The following is a 21352-nucleotide window of genomic DNA, read 5'->3' on the forward strand; positions in this document are numbered from 1 at the left end:
CCATTAAAAACCGTCAAACAAAGGGTCTGACGCTCAAGGCCGTCATTGTAACAAGAACCCGTGCAGGAACCTGACATGTCTTCCCGGATAAAGAACAGACAGCGCCGCGATTTCCTTCGTGGCTCGCTGACGATGATTCCCGCCATTACCCTGGGCAGCGGCGTTACGCTGACGGCCCAGGCCGCCGAACAGGCCCCGGCGCTGAGCGAGTATTCTCCCCTTTTTTTTACAAGCGATGAGTGGTCCTTCGTACTGGCCGCCTGCGACCGCCTGATCCCCGGTGAAGGCGAAGGGCCGGGCGCGCTTGATACCAACGTACCGGTGTTCATCGATCGTCAGATGGACTCTGCCTACGGCCACGCCGAGCGCTGGTACATGGAAGGCCCCTTTGTCGCCGGCTCGTCGGATCTCGGGTTTCAGTATCCCTATACGCCCCGGGAAGTCTATCAGCGCGGTATTGCCCTGACGCAGCGCTGGTGCCAGCAGCATCATGATGCCCGTTTCGAATCTCTGGACGCTGACACGCGCGATGAAGTGCTTGGTGCGCTGGAAAAGGGCGAGATCGATTTTGCCGCACTCGATGAGCAGTGGCTGACCTCTGACGACTTCTTCTCTTGGCTTTTGCAACACACCAAGGAAGGGTATCTCTCCGACCCCATCCATGGCGGCAACAAGAACATGGCGGCGTGGAAAATGGTCGGCTTTCCGGGCGCACGTGCGAGCTTTCGCGACTGGGTCGATCAGCATGATGTCGAATATCCGCTTGGTCCCGTCAGTCTCAGTGGTGAGCGCGGCTGATTTTCCGAGCCGCTGCAGAATGGATTCGCGAAGGAAAGCGCAAGTGAACAGAAAAGAAATCATGGCAGTGCTGGCGGGCATCACAACCCTGACGATGGCCTCTGCCAGCAGCGCCGCCGACAGTGACGAGACCGTAAAACGTGGCGAGTATCTGGCCCGGGCAGGCGACTGTGTTGCCTGTCATACCGCCCCTGATGGTGAAGAATTTGCCGGCGGACTGGGCATTGAAAGCCCGTTTGGCATGATCTACTCCACCAATATCACCCCGGACAGCGAGACCGGCATCGGCGACTGGAGCGAGGAAGAATTTGCCGCGGCGCTGCGCGACGGCAAGCGTGCCGACGGCGCCAATCTCTATCCGGCCATGCCTTACCCCGCCTACGCGAAGGTATCCGATGAGGATATCCACGCCCTCTATGTCTATTTCATGGAAGGTGTCGAGCCGGTCCAGCATCAGCCCGAAGAGACCAGCCTGTCCTTCCCCTTCAATCAGCGCTGGGGCATTTCCGCCTGGAACTGGCTGTTTGCCGATGCCGAGGTGTTTGAGCCCGAAGCCGATCGCAGCGAGCAGCTCAATCGCGGCGCCTATCTGGTCGAAGGCCTGGGTCACTGCGGCAGCTGTCATACCCCGCGCGGCCTTGCTCAGCAGGAAAAGGCCCTGGATGACAACGGTGGGGATGACTACCTCGCCGGCGCCGATCTCAACGACTGGTGGGCCCCCTCGCTGCGTGGCGGAGAGGGCGGCGATGGCCGTGGTCTTGAAAGCTGGAGCGCCGAAGAGATTGCCGAGTATCTGCAAACCGGCCGCAACGTTCATGCCACCGTGGGTGGCGAGATGACCTCGGTCGTGGCGCACAGCACCTCGCATCTCAGCGACGAGGATCTGGGCAGCATCGGTTTGTATCTCAAGTCCCTCCCGGCCAACCCGGCTGGCAAGGATGCCACGACAGCGGATCAGCGCCGTGAGGCCAGCGAGAAGACTCAGGCAAAACTGAGCGCTGCCAGAGATCTCAGCGCGGGCGAGCGACTCTATCTCGATAACTGCTCGGCCTGTCATTTCAATGACGGCATGGGCGCCGAGCGGGTCTTCCCGCCGATTGACGGCAATGCGCTGGCCAATGCCGACAATCCCTCCGGCCTGATCCATACGATTCTGGCCGGTGCCCAGCCGCCGGCGACGCCGACCATCCCGGCTCAGCTGCCCATGCCCGGCTTTGCCTGGCGGTTGTCGGACGATGAAGTCGCCTCGCTTGCGACCTTCGTTCGCAGTGCCTGGGGCAATGACGGGGGTGCGGTGGATGCCGATCAGGTCGCAGACGTTCGCGAGGAGCTCGGTGATGCGCCCCTGAACAGGGCCGTTGATCCCAACGGCGAGCTGAACGAGACCGACGGCGCCAAATAATGATGAGCCGGCCGCCCGACGGGCGGTCGGATGGCGCGCCACAGTGCGCGTCGACAGGATCGAGGAGTTAAAAGTACATGGCTAAGCAACAACCGCGTGTCGATGCGGTCATCGTCGGTCTCGGCTGGAGCGGTTCCATCATGGGGATGGAGCTGACCGAGGCAGGCCTCAACGTGCTGGCGCTGGAGCGTGGCGCCGATCGTACCAATGAGGATTTCGCCTATCCGAAGCCGGCCGATGAGCTTCAGTACGGCATTCGTCATACCATGATGCAAAAGCCGAAGCAGTCGGCGGTCACGATTCGTCGCGACCTCGACGAGCGCGCGCTGCCCCAGCGCAAGCTGGGCGCCTTTCTGCCCGGTGACGGCGTCGGCGGTGCCGGTGCCCACTGGACCGGCGTACTGATCCGACCGACCCCGACCGATCTGCAGCTCAAAAGCTTTGCCGACCAGGCGTTCGAGCCCGGCGTATTGCAGGACGACATGCAGATCCAGGACTTCGGCGTCACTTGGGATGAGCTCGAGCCGCATTTCACCTTTTTCGAAAAGGTGTGCGGTCAGTCCGGCACCACGGGCAATCTCAACGGCGAGATTCAGGAGGGCGGCGACCCGTTCGAGGGAGCGCGCAGCGAACCCTATCCGCTGCCGGCGCTGCAGGATACCCAGAACACCGAGATGTTTGACAAGGCCGCGCGTCAGCTGGGGTATCATCCGTTCCCCAACCCGTCGGCCAACGTCTCGCGCGCCTGGACCAACCCGTATGGCATGCAGCTGGGCCCGTGTAACTACTGCGGCTTCTGCTCGCGTTATGGCTGTCTGAACTACTCCAAGGCCTCGCCGCAGACCTGCATTCTCAATGCCCTCAAACAGCGCAGCAATTTCGCCTACCGCACTCACGCCAACGTGACCCGTGTCGAGCTGGCTGACGATGGCAAGACCGCCACCGGTGTGACCTACATCGACGGCGATGGCGAAGAGGTGTTTCAGCCGGCCGATATCGTGATTCTGGCCTCCTACTCGCTCAACAACGTGCGATTGATGCTGAACTCGAACATCGGCAAGCCCTACGACCCGGTCTCGCGTACCGGCGTGGTCGGGCGTAACTACGCCTATCAGGTCGGCGGTGGCATCAACATGTATTTCGATGACATCGACTTCAACCCGTTTGCCACGGCCGGTGCCACCGGGCGCATGTTCAACGACTTCTCGCCCGGTACCTTCGACAGCGCTCAGCACGGCTTTATCGGCGGCGCCAAGATGCACTCCTCGCAGGCCAGCGGCACCCCCATCAAGACGTCACTGCCCAAGAGTGCGCCGAAGTGGGGCAAGGGCTACAAGGACGCGCTGCGCGAAAACTACGGCCATCACATGAAGCTGTCGATGACCGGTAGCGTGATGTCCTATCGCTCCAACATGCTCGATCTCGACCCGACCTGGAAGGACCCTTACGGCATGCCGCTTTTGCGCATGACGTTTGACTGGAAGGAAAACGAGCAGAAGCTTTCCCGGTTCATGCGCGATCGTCTCCGGGAAATCGCCGATGTTCTCAAGCCTGATCGCATGGATGAAGGCTTCCAGCTCGAGGGTGATCACTTCAAGGTCACAAGCTACGTCTCGACCCACAACGTGGGCGGCGCTGCCATGGGAACCGATCCGTCGACCTCGGCGGTCAATCGCTATCTGCAAAGCTGGGATGTGCACAACGTCTTTGTGCCCAGCGGCAGCGCTTTCCCGCAGAACTTTCAGGCCAACCCCACCGATCTGATCGGCGCGCTGACCTACTGGTGCGCCAAAAAAATTCGCGAGGATTATCTGAAAAATCCGGGGCCCCTGATGTCGGTCTGAATCAGGACGCGAGCGCTTTCCCGTCAGGGGAAGAGTCGATCAATCGCCGGCCTTCGGGCCGGCGATTTTTTTACGGCTGGTGTCACCGCGTGTTGATGGGGTGATCCGATCAAGACTCAGCGATCAAGCGCGTCCCAGTTATAGGGCGCCCGCGGTTTGTTCCCCTTGAGCACGGCCAGGGCGTTGTCCACGGCAAGCTCTGCCATGGCGTAACGGGTTTCATGGGTGGCCGAGCCGATATGGGGCAGGGCGACGACGTTGTCCATGTGCGCCAGTGGCGAATCGGCCGGCAGCGGCTCGGTTTCGAACACGTCAAGGCCGGCGGCGCGAATGGTGCCGTTTTGCAGCGCCTCGATCATGGCCTGCTCGTCCACCACACCGCCTCGGGCGATGTTGATAAAGGTGGTGTTTTCCCCCATCAGCTCGAACTCGCGCTTGCCGAACATGTGGCGCGTGGCTTTCGAAAGCGGCACGGTCACGCAGACAAAGTCCGACTCGCGCAGCAGGTCATCGAGTTCCTGCCAGTCAGCGCCCAGCTCGCGCTCGAAATCCTCATGGCGCGAGCGGTTGTGATAGCTCACCGTCATGTTGAAACCGAACTTCCCGCGGCGGGCGATCGCGGCACCGATGCGGCCCATGCCGACGATGCCGAGTTTCTTGCCCTGGACATCAACACCGAACTGCGGTTCGGCAATTCCGCCGGTCCATTCGCCCTTTTTCACCATTTCCGCCATTTCGACGGCTCGCCGGGCGCTGGCCAGTACCAGCAAAAAGGCCGTGTCGGCGGTGGTTTCGGTCAAAACGTCCGGCGTATGGCACAGCACGATGTCCCGCTTGCTGAGATAGTCGATATCGTAGTTGTCCACGCCGACCGAAATGCTCGATACCACTTCAAGATGCGGTGCCTGATCCAGCAGCTCGGCAGTGAGATTGACGCTGGAACCGATCAGGCCATGCGCCTGAGACAGCGCCTTTTTAAACTCGCTGTCCTGCGTCAGATCCTGCGTCTGTGAAAAATCCAGCACGTGGCATTCACGCTCGAGCCTTTCTCGCAGGTCAGGTTTTAAAGCGCGCTGGTAGACAATGACGGTTTTTTTCGAGGACATGATCTCTCCTGTGGTGATGGGGTACGGGCCGATGGCGGCCGCGTACCGACGTGCAATGCAACTGAAAGGGGGTCGCGTTACGCCAGCGCTTTCAGCGAATCGACATGGCGCGCGGTCGCGTCGATGTCGTCATGATCCAGCGGAAACTCGATGGCCCGGGGCACACCGGCCGGGAAATGGTGCCAGAGCGCAGCCCAGTGCGAGCGCGCCGCCTCGTTCGGCGGGCAGGCGCCGGGGCGGCCATCCGTATGGGTGACGGCCTTGCAGTGCACATAGCGCACCCTTGACCCCAGCCGGCTGGCGGCCTGCGAGAGGTCGTGGTCTGTCCAGTAGCCGTTGCCCAGATCCAGCGTCGTACCGATCATGGGCATCTCCAGCGCGCGATGCAGCGCCGCATGGATCAGCGGGTCGCCGCCGCAGGCGGTCTGATCGTTTTCGATCAAAATCGGCAGGGCCTGGTCGCCAAACCGGGCCTTGAGCGCTGCGGCGCCATCATCGATGCATTCGGCGCACAGCTGTCCGAGGCCGACCTTGATCCATTGCGCCCCCAGTGCCCGGGCGCGCTCAAGCGTCTGATCCATGTCGTCAGCTTTGAGCCGGCTTTGCTCATCAAAAAGCGGTGTGGCAGCGGAAAAGGCGCAGGTCAGCGAGGCCTGCTCGATGGCCGAGCGCAGCTGCTCAAGCGGCAGGTCATGCTCGCTTAAAAGCTCTTCACGAATTTCGACCCCCTGTGCACCGGCCGCCTTGATGTGTTCGAGAACACCTGCCTGACCGAGTCGCTTGACCCGATCGGCGCCAAAGGCAGAGGTGCAGATCATTACCGGGCCCATGACAGACTCCTTGCTTTATCCGGTTTGGAAACGTTCCCAGAGAGTGTGGCCGTACCGGCCATCACACCCTCTGGATGTAAAACATTCATGCCATCCTGAGTGTAGTGGAGCCGCGCGGCGTCAGGTGCGCCGCAAGGGTCGTGTTTCGTGACACGCCGGCTGTACCTTCAATGCGACCCACCAGTGTCTCGATGGCGCGGTAGCCGATATCGTTGACCGGCTGCGCCACAGTCGTAATGCCCGGCCCCACCAGGGCGCACCAGTCCAGCTCATCGATGCCCAGCACGCCGACGCGTTCAAACGGTGCCTTGAGCAGCGCAAACAGGGCGTGGCATACGGCAAGCGTCATCACGCCGTTGGCACAGACGATGGCGCCTGGCGTCTCGCTTGCCTTCAGCCAGCGGGCCAGCGTGGCGGCAAGTGGGGTCGGGGCGAGGCTTTCTTCGCAGGATTCATGGACCGCTGCGAACACGCCAGCGCCGCGTGCCCGATCATGAAAGGCACGAACACGCGCCTCGCGGGAGCTGATGCCGGCGACCGGCTCGGTGAGCATTAAAAGACGCCGGTAGCCCTGATCCACCAGGTGCGATACAGCCAGGGCCATGGCCTGGTCGTTATCCAGCCCCACCATGTCACAGTCGAGCCCGTCGATACGGCGATCCACCAGCACCATGGGCAGACCCTCATCCCGCCGGGCGATCAGCGTCGCGGCATTGCCACCCCGGGTGTTGATCACCAGCCCTTCCACGCTATAGCCATGCAGCACCGCCAGATGGCGCTGCTCGAGTCGGTCGTCGTTGTCGGTATTACAGACCAGCAGCGAGTAGCCGTAGTCGCGACAGGCAAGCTCGGCACCATGCAGCATTTCGACGGTATAGGGGTTGCGCATGTCGGCCACCACCATGCCGAGCAGGCCGGTACGGCGCCCGCGCAGGCTGCTGGCAATGCGGTCGGGGGCAAAGCCCAGCCGCTCGATGGCAGCCTCGATCCGCTCAATCATGGCATCGGAGAGCAGGGCGCGCTCCTGACCGAAGTAGCGCGAGACGCTGGTCTTGGAGATACCGGCATCGTGTGCCACGTCATGAATGGTCGGGCGACGTCGCTCACCGGTGGACGCTGATGAAGGAGGCGCTGTCATGTCATGGCCTGTTTGCCGACACCGTGAAATATCGTCTGGGAACGATCCCAGTACCGGTCAGGTTGCGACACGACAGCGCCTTGGGAAACCAGACCTTGGTCGCAGTATCGGTCGTGGCGCGTCAGATAACGGCGCCGGGCGGGCAGGGGGCCTTGAGGACAAGGGGGGCGGCCATGAAAAAGGGCCGCTGAAAAGCGGCCCCTTGATGCAGGAAGTATCAGTGCAGCTTGAGCCGCGGTCGGATGATCGTATTGATGCGATCGACCAGCATGCGAATGCCGGTACGCGTATAGCCGTGGATGGCAGCCTGATGCATGCGATACAGCGAGGCGTAGAAGATCTTGGCCAGCCAGCCCTCGACCAGTACGCCCCTGGCAGACGCGCCGCGCATGAGATTACCCACGGCGTCAAAATGGGCCAGCGAGATCAGCGAGCCCATGTCCTTGTAGTGGAAATCTATCAGCTCGCGTCCGGCCATGGCGGCGCGCAGATTCTTGTAAAGCACATTGGCCTGCTGGTGCGCGGCCTGAGCGCGCGGCGGCACCATCTTGTCACCGGGCTGCGGGCAGGCCGCGCAGTCACCGAGGGCAAAGATGCGCTCGTCATCAACGCTTTGCATGTTCTGCTGCACGCTGAGCTGATGATTGCGCTGGGTGGAAAGCCCGAGCTCCGAGAGTACCGAAGGCGCACGAACGCCGGCCGCCCAGACGGTGAGGTCGGCATCGATGCGTGAGCCATCGGCAATCTCGAAGCCCTGTTCATCGGCCTGGGTGACGCGCGTGTCGGTGTGGATTTCCACGCCAAGGCGTTCAAGCTCGCGATGCACCGACTGGCTGATGCGCTCGGGCAGGGCCGGCAGCACCCGCGGGGCGGCTTCAAGCAGGTGAATCTTGAGCTGCTGACGGCTGATGCGGCTGAAGCCGTAACCGTGAAGCATCTGCGTGGCATTCAAAAGCTCCGCCGAAAGCTCCACGCCCGTGGCGCCGCCGCCCACAATGGCCACGGACATGCCGGACTTGCCCTCTTCCTCACGGTTGCTGCAGCGCAGGAAGGTGTTGAGCATCTGCTTGCGAAAGGCTTCTGCCTGGCTGACGCTGTCCAGAAAGTAGCAGTGATCGGCCACGCCCGGCGTACCAAAGTCGTTGGACACGCTGCCGACCGAGAGCACCAGATAGTCATAGTCGAGTCGCCGCTCGGGCAGCACCTCACGTTCCTTGTCATCGTGAATGGCGGCCAGACGAATCTGTCGATGGTCACGATCCAGGCCGCACAGCGTGCCGATCTGGTAGCGATAGCCGGCATTGGCCGAATGGCCCTGATAGGACACCTCATCAAGACTTGAGTCCATCACGCCGACGGCGACTTCGTGCAGCAGAGGTTTCCAGATGTGGGTGGGGTTGCGATCAACCAGAACGATTTCGGCCTTGCCTGACTTGCCCAGCTTGCGCCCCAGACGCGTGACCAGTTCGAAACCGCCGGCGCCGCCACCGACCACAACAATGCGAGGGATCGCCATTGATTGCTCCATGAGAAAATGAAAGGAAAAGCATTCAGGCGGTGGCCCGATGGCCGGACCACGGCCTGAAGGCTTTCGGTCACATTGGACCGTGACTTGTCGACATCTGGCGTCGATACTTTTGACACTGCCGCGGTGGGTTCGATCCGGTCATGGCCGGTAGGCCCGCTTTCCTGTATATGGGGTCATTATGGCCCGAATTCACCTGTAGCGATGCTTTGAAAATGCACGATGCGCTCCAAAATATTGACCTGATCATCTATGACCTTGATGGCACGCTGGTCGACTCGGCGCCGGATCTGGCGCTGGCCGTCGATGAGATGCTGACAGCCATGAATCTCTCGCCTGTCGGTCTTGACCGGGTGCGCGACTGGGTCGGCAACGGCTCGAGGCGGCTGGTCGAGCGGGCGCTGCAGCACGTCGGCGCCTTTGGCCCTCAGGGCCCGGACAGCATGCAGCTCGATGACGCGCTGGCACTGTTCATGCAGTTCTACGAGCAGCACATGGCGTTACACACCCGCTGTTATCCGGGGGTGATCGAGTGCCTGAAGGCCCAGCGCGAGCGTGGCATTTATCAGGCGCTGGTGACCAACAAGCCGTCGCGTTTTATCGATGCCCTTCTCAAGGCCATGGGGCTTGAAGGGTTTTTCTCCCATACGCTGGGCGCAGACGCCCTGGCGCAGAAAAAGCCCGACCCGGCGCCGCTGCTGCACGTGGCCGGGTTGCTTGATATCGCGCCCGAGCGCGTTTTGATGATCGGTGATTCACGCAGCGACATCGAGGCGGCCAGGGCGGCGGGATGTCGCTGTCTGGCCGTCACCTACGGCTACAACCACGGCACGCCCATCGCAGCGCTGGGACCCGACCATCTTCTTGATTCACTTGAAGAACTCGTTTAGGGTTGAAAACGCGCCATGGTCGCGCTGCTCGCCCTTTTTTCCCCTTCGTGCGAAGGAATTTTCAGCTTGCGAGATACAATCATGTCATTTGATGCAAAGGCCTGCGGACTGATGAGAAACGTCAAACGCTGGCGCTGGTGATACCGGCTCCCTGCAACGAAGTACTGTTTCTCTACCCCTACAGGATCCAGCGACATGATGACATCCGAGCGCTTCGCCGAACTCGCCGCCGAAGGCTATAACCGCATTCCGGTCACCCGTGAGGTGCTGGCCGACCTTGAAACGCCACTGTCGACCTATCTAAAGCTTGCCAACGCGCCCTGGAGCTTTTTGCTCGAATCGGTCACGGGCGGCGAGAAATGGGGGCGCTACTCCATTATCGGGTTGCCCTGTCGCGAGCGCATCGAGGTGCGCGGCTTTACCGTTCGCCACTACGTGGATGACTATCTGCAGGGGGCCACCGAGGTTGATGACCCGCTGGAATGGATCGAGCAGTTTCGAAAGCGTTTCAGGGCCCCCGAAACCAGTGACGCCATGCGCTTTGACGGCGGGCTGGTCGGCTATTTCGGCTATGACACCATTCGCCTGATCGAGCCGCGTCTTCGCGGGGTGGAAAAGCCCGACCCGATCGATGTGCCCGACATCCTGCTGATGGTGGCCGACGAGCTGGTGGTCTTTGACAACCTCTCCGGGCGCCTGACCCTGCTCGTTCATGCCGACCCGGGCGAGGCGAACGCGCTCGAGCAGGCGCGTGAGCGGCTGGCAACGCTTGAGCATCAGCTTCGCCATACCCCGATCAACACCTCGAGCCCCGGTACCGGTCGCAATGCGGTGGCCGAGGACGATTTCTTTGCCAGCTTCTCGGAGCAGGGCTACAAGGACGCCGTCACACGCATTCGCGAGTACGTGGCGGCCGGCGATCTGATGCAGTGTGTGCCTTCCCAGCGCATGACCATCGGCTATCAGGCGCCGCCGCTGGATCTGTATCGGGCGCTTCGAAGCCTTAATCCGTCGCCTTACATGTTCTTTTTCAATCTCGATGACCACCATGTTGTCGGGGCCTCTCCCGAGATCCTGGCACGCCTGGATCACGACGAGATCACGCTGCGCCCGATCGCCGGCACGCGTCATCGCGGCGCCAGTGAAGAGGAAGATCGAGCGCTCGAAAACGAGTTGCTCTCTGATCCCAAAGAGATTGCCGAGCATGTCATGCTCATCGATCTGGGACGCAACGACGTGGGGCGCATCAGCGAGCCCGGCTCTGTCGAGCTGACCGATAAAATGACCATCGAGCGCTACTCGCACGTCATGCATATCGTCTCCAACGTGACCGGGCGCATCAAACCGTCGCTGGGACCGATGGACGTTTTGCGTGCCACCTTCCCGGCCGGTACGCTCTCCGGTGCCCCCAAGGTGCGCGCGCTGGAAGTCATCGATGAACTCGAACCGGTCAAGCGCGGCATCTACTCAGGCGCTGTGGGCTATCTCTCCTGGCAGGGCAACATGGACATGGCGATCGCCATTCGCACCGCCGTGATCAAAAACGGAGAGCTTCACGTGCAGGCCGGCGGTGGTATCGTGTCCGACTCCGATCCCGACAATGAATGGCAGGAGACGCTTAACAAGCGTCGTGCCATGTTCCGCGCCGTTGCCATGGCAGAGCGCGGGCTGGACAACCTCGAATAGTGGCGGATTTCGCTGGAATCAACGCGCCAACATCGAATACCGGCCGGGTCGCTTTTGCGTCGATGTACCGACCGCCCGGCCATCGTGGGGAGGGAAAGCCATGAAAATCCTGATGATCGACAACTATGACAGCTTTACCTTCAACATCGTCCAGTATCTGGGCGAGCTGGGGGCCGAGGTTGAAACGATCCGCAATGACACGCTCACGATCGAGGAGATCGAGCAGCGTGACTTTACCCATCTGATGATTTCACCGGGGCCCTGCAGCCCCAGTGAAGCCGGCATTTCGCTGGATCTGATTCGCCATTTCGCCGGCCGCGTGCCGATCTTCGGGATCTGTCTGGGCTTTCAGGCCATCGGTCAGGCCTATGGCGGCAAGGTGGTCCGGGCCCCCATGGTCATGCACGGCAAGACTTCCATGATCGATCATGACGGGAAAGGGGCCTTTGAAGGCCTTGAAAATCCGCTGGAAGTCACGCGGTATCACTCGCTGATTCTCGAGCGCGATACGCTGCCCGAGTGCTTCGAGATCACGTCAACGACGGTCAGTGACGACGTCACCCCTGGCATCGTGATGGGCATTCGTCACCGGACGCTGGACATGGAAGGCGTGCTCTTTCACCCGGAGTCGATCCTGTCACGTCAGGGCCACGAGCTTCTGGCCAACTTCCTCAAGCGTCAGCCGCTTGATGCTCCCCGCGGGGCGACCGCCGAGGCCTGAGCACCGGACGTGTCTTCCCACTGATGCGATAAACCCCTTCGGGTGGCATGTGCTGCCCGTGGCAAGGAGAGAGAGTCGTGGAACTCAAGGAAGCCATTTCGCGCGTCACGCGCCGTGAAGACCTCGAACTCGACGAGATGCGAACGGTCATGTCGACCATCATGCGCGGCGAAGCCGATCCGGTGCAGATGGGCGGCTTTCTGGTCGGCCTGGCCATGAAAGGCGAGGCCGTCGACGAGATTACGGCCGCCGTGATGGTCATGCGCGAGCTGATGTATCCGGTGCACGTCGATGCCGACAACGTGGTCGATATCGTCGGCACCGGTGGCGATGGCGCGGGGCTGTTCAACGTCTCGACCGCAGCAAGCTTTGCCGCGGCGGCCTGCGGTGCCAACGTGGCCAAGCACGGCGGGCGCGGCGTTTCCAGCAGTTCCGGCAGTGCCGACCTGCTCGCCCGTGCCGGCGTATCGCTTGAGCTCTCGTCCGAGCAGATTGCTCGCTGCATCGAGGAGGTCGGGGTCGGGTTCATGTTCGCCCCAAACCACCATACGGCCATGCGTCACGCCGTGGCGGTGCGCAAGGCGCTGGGCGTTCGCACCATGTTCAATATCCTCGGGCCGCTCACCAACCCCACCGGGGCCACGCGTCAGGTCATCGGGGTCTACAGCCCTGATCTGCTGGTGCCCATGGCAACGGTGCTCAGACGCCTGGGCAGCCAGCATGTGCTGGTGGTGCACGCCGAGGACGGCCTTGACGAGTTCTCCATTGCCTCAAGCACCCGGGTGGCCGAGCTGTATCAGGGGGACATCAGCGAGTATGTGATGACGCCGGAAGATGTCGGTCTTGAGCGTCAGCCGCTGGAAACGATCCGCGCCGACAGCAGCGAGGCCAGCCTGGTGCTGGTCAAGGCCGCACTGCGCGGCGAAGGCGTGGCCGCCGATATGGTGGCCTACAATGCAGGCGCCGCGCTGTATGTGGCCGGCGTGGCCGGCTCCATCAGGGAAGGCGTACAGACCGTACGTGAGGCTCTTGCGAAGGGGCAGGGGCTTGCAAAACTGGACGCACTGGCAGAGTTTTCTGCCCGACTGGCCGAGGCCGGCGACTGACTCACTACAATAGCGCCGGGGCGTGACGCACGCGCACGCCCCGGCGATTTTCAGGGAACACCACATGAGTACGCTGCCTACCATTCTGACCCGTATCATGGCCCGCAAGCATGAAGAGATTGCCGAGCGCTCGGCCAGCATCAGCGAGAACACGCTGCGTGCCCGCGCCGAGCAGGCGCCGGCCACCCGCGGATTTGCCGCCGCGCTGAATCAGCGTTTGACCAACGGCGACCCGGCCGTGATTGCCGAGATCAAAAAGGCCTCGCCCTCAAAGGGCATTATTCGCGCCGATTTTGATCCGGTTGCCATCGCCCAGCGCTATGAAGCCGGCGGGGCGGCCTGTCTGTCCGTTCTGACCGATGCCGACTACTTTCAGGGCAGCGAGCGCTTTCTGATTGCTGCCCGCGGCGCCTGTCAGCTGCCGGTGCTGCGCAAGGACTTTATCGTCGCGCCCTATCAGGTCTATGAAGCGCGCAGCATGGGCGCCGATGCGATTTTGCTGATCGTGGCCGCACTCGATGACCGTCAGATGAAAACGCTCAATACGCTGGCCATCGAGCTTGGCATGGACGTGCTGGTCGAAGTACACAACATGGCAGAGCTCGAACGAGCCCTGAAGCTGGATCTGGCGCTGGTGGGTATCAACAATCGAGACCTGCATACCTTCGAGACCCGGCTGGACACCACGTTCGAGCTGCTGGAAAAGGTGCCGGACGGCGTGCGGGTGGTTACCGAATCGGGCATCTCGACCCGTGAGGACGTGGCGCGCATGCGTCGCGGCAACGTCAACGCCTTTCTGGTGGGCGAGCATTTCATGCGCGAAGCCGATCCGGGCGATGCGCTGCGCCAGCTCTTTTTTACCTGAGACCGTGCAAACCATGTTCAGCAACACTGCCAGCCTTGCGCTGGCAGTGTTCGTTTGGGGTCTTTCGATCACTGTCGAGTCGTCAGCGCGGTTTGCGGCTGCCGTCGCCGCGCGTTCGGCGCTGATAGCGTGCATCAAACAGGGCAGGGTCATCGGTGATGACACCGTTGACGCCGTGGTCCCACCAGGAGGCGAAGCGCTCGGGGTCGTTGACCGTGTAGCAAAGCATGGCCAGTTCGGCGCTCTGGATCTCGATAAGACGCTCCTGATCAAGACGGGTCCAGTCGGCATGCACGCTGACCGGGCGAAGCCGCTCGGCATCGCTGGCCCAGCGCCGCGGAACGGCTTCATACAAAAGCCCCAGCGCCAGCGCCTCATCCTGCGCCCGGGCGCTTTCAAGCGCGGTCATGTCAAAGCTTGATACCAGCAGACGATCCAGCGGCAGAACCTGGCGGGCGCGATGAACCGCGACATTGGCAAGGGCGACCGGGTCGTGACCGGGGTTGACCTTGAGCTCCAGGTTCAGGCCCATCTCGAGGGCGCTGACAAGCGAGAGCGCTTCATCGAGCAGCGCCATGCGCTCGCCGCGAAAGGCCGGTGAGAACCAGCTGCCGACATCCAGAGGGCGGATCTGATCACGGGTCATGTCGATCAGTGCCCCCTGACCGTCGCTGCAGCGATCAACGTCTGCGTCATGCCAGATCACCGCCGTACCGTCGCCCAGACACTGAACGTCGAGTTCAACCCATTCACAGCCGGCATCGGCTGCCGCCTGAATGGCGGCCAGCGTGTTCTCCGGCGCGTGTTTTGACAGGCCACGGTGGGCAATATAGCGGGGTAGCTGCATGTGTCAGGGCTCCATGGAACAAATCGTGTCGGCAAGTCTGGGCCGGGTTGCCAGTCGTTGTCCATGCTCATTAAACAGATGAAACGGCCCTTGAAGATTCAGGCCGATGGTCTGGCCGACAGTGGGCAGCTCGGTACCGGCGTAACGGACCACCAGCCGTGCACCGTCACCCGCCGGTCGCACATGCACCAGACTCTCCGAGCCCAGCGGCTCCACCAGCTCGATACGAGCCTCGATGTGCCCGGCGCCCTGTGGTGTAAGCGTGATGTGCTCGGGCCGGATGCCCACGCTCAACTCGCCCGCGAGCGGCGCCTCGGTCTCGGTCGGCACCCGGGTCAGCCAGCCGGGCAGGTCATTGGCGGCAAAGGTCAGAAAGTTCATGGCCGGTGAGCCGATAAAGCCGGCGACAAAGCGGGTGGCCGGTTTTCGAAACAGCGCCATCGGCGTGCCGATCTGTTCGATGCGTCCGGCGTTCATCACCACCAGCCGGTCGGCCATGGTCATGGCCTCGGTCTGATCGTGGGTCACATAAAGTGAGGTGATGCCCAGGCGCTGCTGCAGGGCGCGAATCTCCTGACGCATCTGCACGCGCAGGCTGGCGTCCAGGTTGGACAACGGCTCGTCAAACAGGAACACGCGCGGCTCTCGAATCACGGCGCGACCCATGGCCACGCGCTGGCGTTGCCCGCCGGAGAGCTGGCGGGGTTTTCGATCCAAAAGCGTGGCGATGTCCAGAAGCCGGGCGGTTGTCTCGACGCGCCGGGCAATCTCATCTTTCGGCGTCCCCCGGTTTTTGAGGCTGTAGGCCAGGTTGTCAAAAACGCTCATGTGGGGATAGAGCGCATAGTTTTGAAACACCATGGCGATATCGCGCTCGGCCGGCTCCTGGTCGTTGACGCATGTCTCGTCGATCAAAAGCTCACCGCCGCTGATCGTTTCAAGCCCGGCCACCATGCGCAAAAGCGTTGACTTGCCACAGCCCGACGGGCCGACGACCACGATCATCTCGCCATCACTGATGCTCAGCTCAATGTCATGGAGCACATCGCTGCCGCCGGCATAGCGCTTTCGAAGACGTTTGAGTTCGAGTGTTGCCATGTCACTTCTCCGTATCCACCAGGCCCTTGATGAACCAGCGTTGCATGATGATGATCACCACCACCGGCGGCAGCAGGGCCAGTACCGTCATGGCGGTGGCCAGATGCCAGGGCGGCGTACCGTCGGTGGCAAGGGTCAGCCGCTTGAGACTCATCACAAGCGTTGCGTTATCGGCGCTGCTCATGGCGACCAGCGGCCACAGGTACTGATTCCAGCCGTAGATGAACATGATGACGAAAAGCGCCGCGATATTGGTTCGCGACAGCGGCAGCAAAATGTCGACAAAAAACCGCCACGGCCCGGCGCCATCCACCCGGGCGGCTTCCATCAGTTCAGGCGGCAGCGTCATGAAAAACTGGCGAAACAAAAAGGTCGCCGTGGCGCTGGCAATCAGCGGCAGCACCAGTCCCGGATAGCTGTCGAGCAGGCCGAGGCTGGCGACCACGCCATAGGTCGGTACGATGCGCACCTCGATGGGCAGCATGAGCGTCACAAAGATCAGCCAGAAGCAGCAGCGGCGAAACGGAAAGCGAAAAAAGACCAGCGCGTAGGCGGCAAGAATGGCGATGGTCAGCTTGCCGATGGCGATGCCCAGCGCCATCAAAAGCGAGTTGAGCATCAGCTGCCAGGCGGGCACGCCAATGCCGCGCACCGGCTCGCTTAACAGCGTGACATAGTGATCCAGCCCGCTGGCACCGAACGATAGCGGCAGCGTTCCAGAAAACAGCGCGCCGGGTGTCTGGGTGGAGGCCAGCACGGCCAGAATAACGGGCAGCATGAAGATCAGCGCCCCGATGATCAGCAGGGTGTGGGCCAGTGCATCAAGGTTTGGTCGGTGATAGCGCATGGCAAGGCTTCCTGATGAGGATCAATGACAACAAAAAATGATCAGTGGTACTGCACGCGGCGTTCGACATAGCGAAACTGCACCAGGGTCAAAAGACCGACCATCGCCATCAACAGCACCGACTGCGCCGCCGAGCCACCCAGATCCAGCCCCACGATGCCGTCCTGATAGAGCTTGTAGACCAGGGTGCGGGTGGCGCCGCCCGGCCCGCCGCCGGTGGTGGTGTCGATGGTGCCAAAGGTCTCGAAAAAGGCGTAGATCGTGTTCATGACCAGCAAAAAGAAGGTGGTGGGGGACAGCAGTGGAAAGGTAATGGTCCAGAAGCGCCGCCAGGGGCCGGCTCCATCAATGGCGGCCGCCTCCAGCAGGCTGGCCGGAATGCCCTGAAGGCCGGCCAGAAAGAATACGAAGTTGTAGCTCATCTGCTGCCAGATGGCGGCAACGATCACCAGCGCCATGGCCTGGCCGCCGTTGAGCCGGAAATCCCAGTCAATGCCCAGCACCGTCAGCGCCCGGGTCAGTACGCCAAGCGTGGGGTCAAGCATGAACATCCATAAAACGCCGGCCGCGGCGGGGGCGACGGCGTAGGGCCAGATCAGCAGCGTGCGATAGGCGCGGCTGGCGCGCAGGACCCGATCGGCCATGGTGGCCAGCAGCAGCGCAATGGCCATGGCCCCCAGTGCCACGCTGACGCTGAAAATGGCCGTGTTGAACAAAGCCTCGTGATAGCTTCGCGAGGCCAGTACCCGGGTAAAGTTCGAAAGCCCGGCGAAGGTTTCTCCCAGCCCGAAGGCGTCCTGCACATAAAGGGACTGTCGCAGGGCCGTCGCTGCCGGCCAGAAAAAAAACACCAGCACGATGACAAGCTGAGGCGCCATGAGCATCCATGGCGTGAGGCGATGACGCTGATACGTGGACATGATGGGGCAGGCGTATCCAAAGGCGACAGTGAACAGGGCAGGGCTCCCGACGGCGACACCGCCGCCGGGGCGAGGGGTCAGCGCACGCTGCGCTCGAACTGCTCGAGCAGCTCATTGCTTCGGGCGGCGGCGTCATCGAGCGCCTGCCGGGCGGTCTTGTCACCGCTGAAGGCCCGCTCGAGCTCCTCTTCGATGACGTCACGAATCTGGGGCATGTTGCCCAGACGCACCCCGCGTGAGTTATCGGTTGGTTCGCCTTCGGTCATCTGTTGAAGGGCGATCTCGGTGCCGGGGTTGTCGTCGTAAAAACCCTGCTCACGGGTCAGCGCATAGGCTTCGTCGGTAATGGGCAGATAGCCGGTGAACTGATGCCAGTCGGCCTGGACTTCCGGGGAAGAGAGATAGTTGAAGAAACGGGCAACGCCCTGATAGACCTCATCGCTCTGGCCCTGCAGAACCCACAGCGAGGCGCCACCGATAATGGAGTTTTTCGGCTCATCGATCACCTCGGGGTCCCAGGGCAGGGGCGCGACGCCGAAGTCAAAGCTTTCGGTATTGTCGCGAACGCTGGCGTAGCTTGCCGAGGAGGCCATCAGCATGGCGCAGTTGCCCGAGAAAAAGCGCGGCGAGGCCTGGTCCTCGCGACCGCCGTAGCTGAACACGCCGCTTTGCTGCCAGTCGATCAGATCTTGGACGTGGTCGACCACGGCGTCGCTGTCGTTGACCGTCACCCGTGCAGATGGGCCGCCAAACCCGTTTTGTTCGCTGGCAAAGGGGATGTCGTGACGGGCGGCGAAGTTTTCGAGCTGAATCCAGCTCGGCCAGGTGGTGGTAAAGCCGCAGCTGGCGGCCCCGCTGTCGACGACCTGCCGGCCCGCGTCGGCCACTGCTTTCCAGGTGGTGGGCGGTGCGTCGGGATCGAGCCCTGCCTGTTCAAACAGGTCGCGGTTGTAGTAGACCACAGGCGTTGACGAGTTGAACGGCAGCGACAGCATGTCGCCATCGGTGGTGCTGTAGTAGCCGGTGACAGCCGGCAGATAGGCGTCGGGGTCAAAGGGCTGGTCGGTGTCCGCCATGAGCTCGTACACCGGATAGATCGCCCCCCGGGCGTTCATCATGGTGGCCGTGCCGACTTCGTAGACCTGGGTGATGGCCGGGGCATTGCCGGCGCGGAAGGCGGCGATGGTCGAGGTCAGGTTTTCGCTGTAGGTGCCCTTGTAGACCGGCTTGACCACGTAGTCGGACTGCGACTGATTGAAGCCCGCGGCAATCTCATCGATCTTTTCGCCCAGACTGCCCTCCATGGCATGCCACCAGACAATATCGGTGGCGGCGCCGGCCGGCGTGGTGCCCAGTGCCAGCGTGGACAGTGCTGCCATCGAGACGATGCCCCTGAAACCCTTGACCATGTCGTGCTCCGCGTTGTCGTCATGAAAGTATCTGCTGCGCCAGTATGCTGAGAGGCCGGCATGGCAATCATGTGTCGGGCATGTGTCAGCCGTATGACACGGGCGAGCGCAAGGCCCCGGGGGCGTCAGTGTATGCCCGGGGGTTGGCCAGCAATGAGCGGCGCATGGCATGATGGCGCTTTTGAACGGCGGGCAGATGCACCCTTGAAGATTTCATATATCACCGACGTGCAGGACCGGGATGCCTGTCTGGCCATGCTTTGTGCCAGCGTGTTCGGGCGAGAAGCGGGGCTTGCGCCGCTGGTCGAGTTTGCCGGCGTGAGCCGACTGCTGGAGCAGGAGTCGGCGCGTATCGTGGCCCTTTTTGATGACGGCGCGAGGCTGTGCTCGGTGGCGCTACTCACACTTGAAGTGGAAGGCCGCGGGGTCGAGCTCAGGCTTTTGACCACCCCGGAGAAAAAGCGCGGCCGGGGCTATGGGCGCCGGCTGGTGACCCGGCTTGGCGAGTCCACCGCAATGCGCACCACCACATCGGACCCCAGGCTTGAAGCCTTTTTCACTACTTTCGGCTTTGAGCGCTGGTATCGCCACAGTGACAGTGACCTGCGCAGCGGCTTCAACGCCCGTTCCGGCGTTGACTCGCTCTCCGGGGCACCGGAGGTGGTGGATTTTCAGACCGATGCCGTATTGCGCGCCTTCAAGCGCGACCCGGCGCTTTTCGAACGCTACAAGACCCGCTTTGCCGAGGGGGTCGGTCACTTCAACACGCTGGTCTGATCGACACACGCATAAAAAACCCCGGCCATGGCCGGGGTTTTTTAACGCTCATCAGCATTTAGAAGTTGATGCCGAAATTGGTCTGGATGCTGGTGTGCCACTTGTCATTGACCGGTGAGCCAAAGTAGTTCAACCCATTTTTGTTGGTGATGATATCAAACCAGGCAAAATAGGGGCCGGCGGTCACCAGTACGCCCAGATCGTTGAGCATCGGATCCTTTTGATTGCCAAAGCCGCCGTTGATGGATGAAAAGTCATCCGACGGATCGATGTAGCTGAAGTCGTTGAAGAAGAAAAGGTTTTCAACAGGGCCCCAGTCGACATCCATGCTGTAGCTGGCGCTGGCCGTATACATCTGACCGCGCTTGGGAATCAGGTAGTTGAAGCCGAAGGCACCGATCTGTACGGCATTATCAGAGATACCTGACTGCGCTTCCGAGGGATTTTTGGGGTTGTATTCATAGGTCGTGGCTTGGAACATGGTGCGCCAGTTGCCGTATGACCCATCAAGGCCGATGGCCGCCGACCAGTTGTCACCGCTGCGATTGGTCTGCTCGTTGTATAGCTGACCGCCCTTTGCCGAGACGTTGAGCTGGGTCGAGTAGTCGTCGCCGTGATCAAAGGTATAGCCGGCGCGAGCGGCGAGCTGATTCTCTTCGCTGTTGCCCTGCGCACTGTCACCGATGGCGTTGGCGCCGTAGTGCTCGTTGCCGCTGCCCAGGTTGTCGCTTTTGAAAAAGGCCAGCGAGGTCTCCCAGTCGCCCTGGCGGTGATCCCACTTCACCCCGGCGTTCTGGTTGTCGTTGAAGCCGGCAATATAGGGAAGCGTGCCGTACCAGCCCTGATAGCCATAGTCCATGTTGCCGAAAGGCGTCTGAACCAGACCAACGCGGATGGTGTCGTCGTCATTCGGGTTGAAGCCGAGCCAGCCTGACTTCAAAAACTGATAGCCGTCATAGAAACGATACTCGAAGGCATATTCCAGATCGTCCACTTCGCCATCCACGACAAGAACGAACTTGCCGAAATCCATATCACCGGTGGTGTCCTTGCTGCGCTCGCTCCAGTCGTTGAAGCTGCCGTTGAACTCGAGCTGACCACTGATCTGCGTCTGCTGGATCTGCTCGATGGCGGAGCTGTTTTCCTGCGCCAGGTTCTGCTGTGGCCTTGATTCCGACTGCTGTTGCCTTGATTCCGACTGCTGGGGGTTCGGAGTTGTTGCCGTATTGCTCTGTGACGCGCTGGCGTTTTGCGCACTGCCGGCAGTGCCGTTTGACTGCTGCTCCAGCCGATCAAGGCGTTGCTGCATCTGCTCGAGCTGGGCGCGCAGCGCTTCGATGGTCTGCTGATCGTCCGGCGCGGCCTGCGCGGCGGTGGCGGCCATGGCCGCGGAAATGCTCAGGGAAAGGGTCAGCAGTCTCAGGCGTCGTGAATCCGTTCGGGGTGTCATGCACTGTTCCTTGGATCGTTGTTATGTAAAAAGGACGTGAGAAGTTTTTGTGGTTGTGACACGTCATGTCACCGGTAACTTACCATCTGGCAC

The 21352-nt window shown here is 61.7% G+C and carries 20 protein-coding genes; 9 read left to right on the top strand and 11 right to left on the bottom strand.

The window, feature by feature from the left end:
• The first annotated feature begins 75 nt into the window (after positions 1 to 75).
• From ACS92L_RS02575 to ACS92L_RS02585, 3 genes are all read left to right on the top strand, one after another.
• The gene (locus tag ACS92L_RS02575) at positions 76 to 798 is read left to right on the top strand and encodes a gluconate 2-dehydrogenase subunit 3 family protein (RefSeq protein ID WP_438766808.1); all 723 of its coding nucleotides are present in this window, start codon (positions 76 to 78) and stop codon (positions 796 to 798) included.
• 43 nt (positions 799 to 841) lie between these two features.
• Positions 842 to 2200 carry a c-type cytochrome gene (locus ACS92L_RS02580; protein WP_438766810.1) on the top strand — a complete coding sequence of 453 codons (1359 nt, stop codon included), beginning with the start codon at positions 842 to 844 and terminating at the stop codon, positions 2198 to 2200.
• Between the two features lie 77 nt (positions 2201 to 2277).
• On the top strand, positions 2278 to 4044 hold the full coding sequence (locus tag ACS92L_RS02585; RefSeq protein WP_438766812.1) for a GMC family oxidoreductase: 1767 nt from the start codon (positions 2278 to 2280) through the stop codon (positions 4042 to 4044).
• A 116-nt stretch (positions 4045 to 4160) separates the two neighbouring features.
• Here the strand turns inward: ACS92L_RS02585 and ACS92L_RS02590 are convergent, their stop codons facing one another.
• The 4 genes from ACS92L_RS02590 to ACS92L_RS02605 all read right to left on the bottom strand — a co-directional run bounded on the left by ACS92L_RS02590 (position 4161) and on the right by ACS92L_RS02605 (position 8634).
• Positions 4161 to 5150 carry a 2-hydroxyacid dehydrogenase gene (locus ACS92L_RS02590; RefSeq protein ID WP_438766814.1) on the bottom strand — a complete coding sequence of 330 codons (990 nt, stop codon included), beginning with the start codon at positions 5148 to 5150 and terminating at the stop codon, positions 4161 to 4163.
• A gap of 77 nt (positions 5151 to 5227) precedes the next feature.
• Positions 5228 to 5980: a sugar phosphate isomerase/epimerase family protein gene (locus tag ACS92L_RS02595; protein ID WP_438766816.1), complete on the bottom strand. Its 753-nt coding sequence runs from the start codon at positions 5978 to 5980 to the stop codon at positions 5228 to 5230.
• Positions 5981 to 6065: 85 nt separating this feature from the next.
• Positions 6066 to 7118, bottom strand: coding sequence for a LacI family DNA-binding transcriptional regulator (locus ACS92L_RS02600; protein ID WP_438766818.1), 1053 nt, complete (start codon positions 7116 to 7118; stop codon positions 6066 to 6068).
• A gap of 217 nt (positions 7119 to 7335) precedes the next feature.
• On the bottom strand, positions 7336 to 8634 hold the full coding sequence (locus ACS92L_RS02605; protein ID WP_438766820.1) for an NAD(P)/FAD-dependent oxidoreductase: 1299 nt from the start codon (positions 8632 to 8634) through the stop codon (positions 7336 to 7338).
• A gap of 224 nt (positions 8635 to 8858) precedes the next feature.
• Here ACS92L_RS02605 and ACS92L_RS02610 point away from each other — a divergent pair, with 224 nt between their 5' ends.
• The gene (locus tag ACS92L_RS02610; protein ID WP_438766822.1) at positions 8859 to 9533 is read left to right on the top strand and encodes a phosphoglycolate phosphatase; all 675 of its coding nucleotides are present in this window, start codon (positions 8859 to 8861) and stop codon (positions 9531 to 9533) included.
• Here the strand turns inward: ACS92L_RS02610 and ACS92L_RS02615 are convergent.
• Positions 9530 to 9730, bottom strand: coding sequence for a hypothetical protein (locus tag ACS92L_RS02615; RefSeq protein WP_438766824.1), 201 nt, complete (start codon positions 9728 to 9730; stop codon positions 9530 to 9532). The two genes, ACS92L_RS02610 and ACS92L_RS02615, sit on opposite strands and share 4 nt — an antisense overlap.
• 1 nt (position 9731) lies before the next feature.
• Between ACS92L_RS02615 and trpE the strand changes: the two genes are divergently transcribed.
• The 4 genes from trpE (at position 9732) to trpC (ending at position 13911) form a co-directional block, all read left to right on the top strand.
• Positions 9732 to 11219, top strand: coding sequence for an anthranilate synthase component I (trpE, locus tag ACS92L_RS02620; protein WP_438768395.1), 1488 nt, complete (start codon positions 9732 to 9734; stop codon positions 11217 to 11219).
• A 100-nt stretch (positions 11220 to 11319) separates the two neighbouring features.
• Positions 11320 to 11940 (top strand): anthranilate synthase component II, encoded by a 621-nt coding sequence (locus ACS92L_RS02625; RefSeq protein WP_438766826.1) that lies wholly within the window; start codon positions 11320 to 11322, stop codon positions 11938 to 11940.
• 77 nt (positions 11941 to 12017) lie between these two features.
• Entirely contained in the window at positions 12018 to 13046 is a 1029-nt protein-coding gene (gene trpD / locus ACS92L_RS02630; RefSeq protein ID WP_438766828.1) for an anthranilate phosphoribosyltransferase, read from the top strand.
• A gap of 64 nt (positions 13047 to 13110) precedes the next feature.
• Complete coding sequence (gene trpC / locus ACS92L_RS02635; RefSeq protein WP_438766830.1) at positions 13111 to 13911, top strand: indole-3-glycerol phosphate synthase TrpC; 801 nt, start codon at positions 13111 to 13113, stop codon at positions 13909 to 13911.
• 82 nt (positions 13912 to 13993) lie between these two features.
• On the opposite strand, the gene ACS92L_RS02640 is transcribed toward trpC, so the two are convergent.
• From ACS92L_RS02640 to ugpB, 5 genes are all read right to left on the bottom strand, one after another.
• Positions 13994 to 14758: a glycerophosphodiester phosphodiesterase family protein gene (locus tag ACS92L_RS02640; protein ID WP_438766832.1), complete on the bottom strand. Its 765-nt coding sequence runs from the start codon at positions 14756 to 14758 to the stop codon at positions 13994 to 13996.
• Between the two features lie 3 nt (positions 14759 to 14761).
• Positions 14762 to 15856, bottom strand: coding sequence for an ABC transporter ATP-binding protein (locus ACS92L_RS02645; protein WP_438766834.1), 1095 nt, complete (start codon positions 15854 to 15856; stop codon positions 14762 to 14764).
• A 1-nt stretch (position 15857) separates the two neighbouring features.
• Positions 15858 to 16703 carry a sn-glycerol-3-phosphate ABC transporter permease UgpE gene (ugpE, locus tag ACS92L_RS02650; protein WP_438766836.1) on the bottom strand — a complete coding sequence of 282 codons (846 nt, stop codon included), beginning with the start codon at positions 16701 to 16703 and terminating at the stop codon, positions 15858 to 15860.
• 41 nt (positions 16704 to 16744) lie between these two features.
• Positions 16745 to 17623: a sn-glycerol-3-phosphate ABC transporter permease UgpA gene (gene ugpA, locus ACS92L_RS02655; protein ID WP_438766839.1), complete on the bottom strand. Its 879-nt coding sequence runs from the start codon at positions 17621 to 17623 to the stop codon at positions 16745 to 16747.
• Positions 17624 to 17700: 77 nt separating this feature from the next.
• Positions 17701 to 19032 (bottom strand): sn-glycerol-3-phosphate ABC transporter substrate-binding protein UgpB, encoded by a 1332-nt coding sequence (gene ugpB / locus ACS92L_RS02660; RefSeq protein ID WP_438766841.1) that lies wholly within the window; start codon positions 19030 to 19032, stop codon positions 17701 to 17703.
• 204 nt (positions 19033 to 19236) lie between these two features.
• On the opposite strand from ugpB, the gene ACS92L_RS02665 reads away from it, so the two are divergent.
• Entirely contained in the window at positions 19237 to 19809 is a 573-nt protein-coding gene (locus tag ACS92L_RS02665; protein WP_438766843.1) for a hypothetical protein, read from the top strand.
• A 58-nt stretch (positions 19810 to 19867) separates the two neighbouring features.
• Here the strand turns inward: ACS92L_RS02665 and ACS92L_RS02670 are convergent, their stop codons facing one another.
• Complete coding sequence (locus ACS92L_RS02670; protein ID WP_438766844.1) at positions 19868 to 21259, bottom strand: hypothetical protein; 1392 nt, start codon at positions 21257 to 21259, stop codon at positions 19868 to 19870.
• Positions 21260 to 21352: the final 93 nt, after the last annotated feature.

It is taken from the genome of Kushneria halocnemicola (assembly GCF_965650455.1).
In the GTDB taxonomy this organism is placed as follows: Bacteria; Pseudomonadota; Gammaproteobacteria; order Pseudomonadales; family Halomonadaceae; genus Kushneria.

What these genes read in the sequence shown, in the direction of transcription:
- ACS92L_RS02575 (WP_438766808.1), top strand. Translation starts at nt 76, where the DNA reads ATGTCTTCCCGGATAAAGAACAGACAGCGCCGCGATTTCCTTCGTGGC.
- ACS92L_RS02585 (WP_438766812.1), top strand. Translation starts at nt 2,278, where the DNA reads ATGGCTAAGCAACAACCGCGTGTCGATGCGGTCATCGTCGGTCTCGGC.
- ACS92L_RS02625 (WP_438766826.1), top strand. Translation starts at nt 11,320, where the DNA reads ATGAAAATCCTGATGATCGACAACTATGACAGCTTTACCTTCAACATC.
- ACS92L_RS02640 (WP_438766832.1), bottom strand. Translation starts at nt 14,758, where the DNA reads ATGCAGCTACCCCGCTATATTGCCCACCGTGGCCTGTCAAAACACGCG.
- ACS92L_RS02645 (WP_438766834.1), bottom strand. Translation starts at nt 15,856, where the DNA reads ATGGCAACACTCGAACTCAAACGTCTTCGAAAGCGCTATGCCGGCGGC.
- trpE (WP_438768395.1), top strand. Translation starts at nt 9,732, where the DNA reads ATGACATCCGAGCGCTTCGCCGAACTCGCCGCCGAAGGCTATAACCGC.
- ugpB (WP_438766841.1), bottom strand. Translation starts at nt 19,032, where the DNA reads ATGGTCAAGGGTTTCAGGGGCATCGTCTCGATGGCAGCACTGTCCACG.
- trpC (WP_438766830.1), top strand. Translation starts at nt 13,111, where the DNA reads ATGAGTACGCTGCCTACCATTCTGACCCGTATCATGGCCCGCAAGCAT.
- ACS92L_RS02605 (WP_438766820.1), bottom strand. Translation starts at nt 8,634, where the DNA reads ATGGCGATCCCTCGCATTGTTGTGGTCGGTGGCGGCGCCGGCGGTTTC.
- ugpA (WP_438766839.1), bottom strand. Translation starts at nt 17,623, where the DNA reads ATGTCCACGTATCAGCGTCATCGCCTCACGCCATGGATGCTCATGGCG.
- ACS92L_RS02595 (WP_438766816.1), bottom strand. Translation starts at nt 5,980, where the DNA reads ATGGGCCCGGTAATGATCTGCACCTCTGCCTTTGGCGCCGATCGGGTC.
- ACS92L_RS02670 (WP_438766844.1), bottom strand. Translation starts at nt 21,259, where the DNA reads ATGACACCCCGAACGGATTCACGACGCCTGAGACTGCTGACCCTTTCC.
- ACS92L_RS02590 (WP_438766814.1), bottom strand. Translation starts at nt 5,150, where the DNA reads ATGTCCTCGAAAAAAACCGTCATTGTCTACCAGCGCGCTTTAAAACCT.
- ACS92L_RS02610 (WP_438766822.1), top strand. Translation starts at nt 8,859, where the DNA reads ATGCACGATGCGCTCCAAAATATTGACCTGATCATCTATGACCTTGAT.
- ugpE (WP_438766836.1), bottom strand. Translation starts at nt 16,703, where the DNA reads ATGCGCTATCACCGACCAAACCTTGATGCACTGGCCCACACCCTGCTG.
- ACS92L_RS02615 (WP_438766824.1), bottom strand. Translation starts at nt 9,730, where the DNA reads ATGTCGCTGGATCCTGTAGGGGTAGAGAAACAGTACTTCGTTGCAGGG.
- ACS92L_RS02600 (WP_438766818.1), bottom strand. Translation starts at nt 7,118, where the DNA reads ATGACAGCGCCTCCTTCATCAGCGTCCACCGGTGAGCGACGTCGCCCG.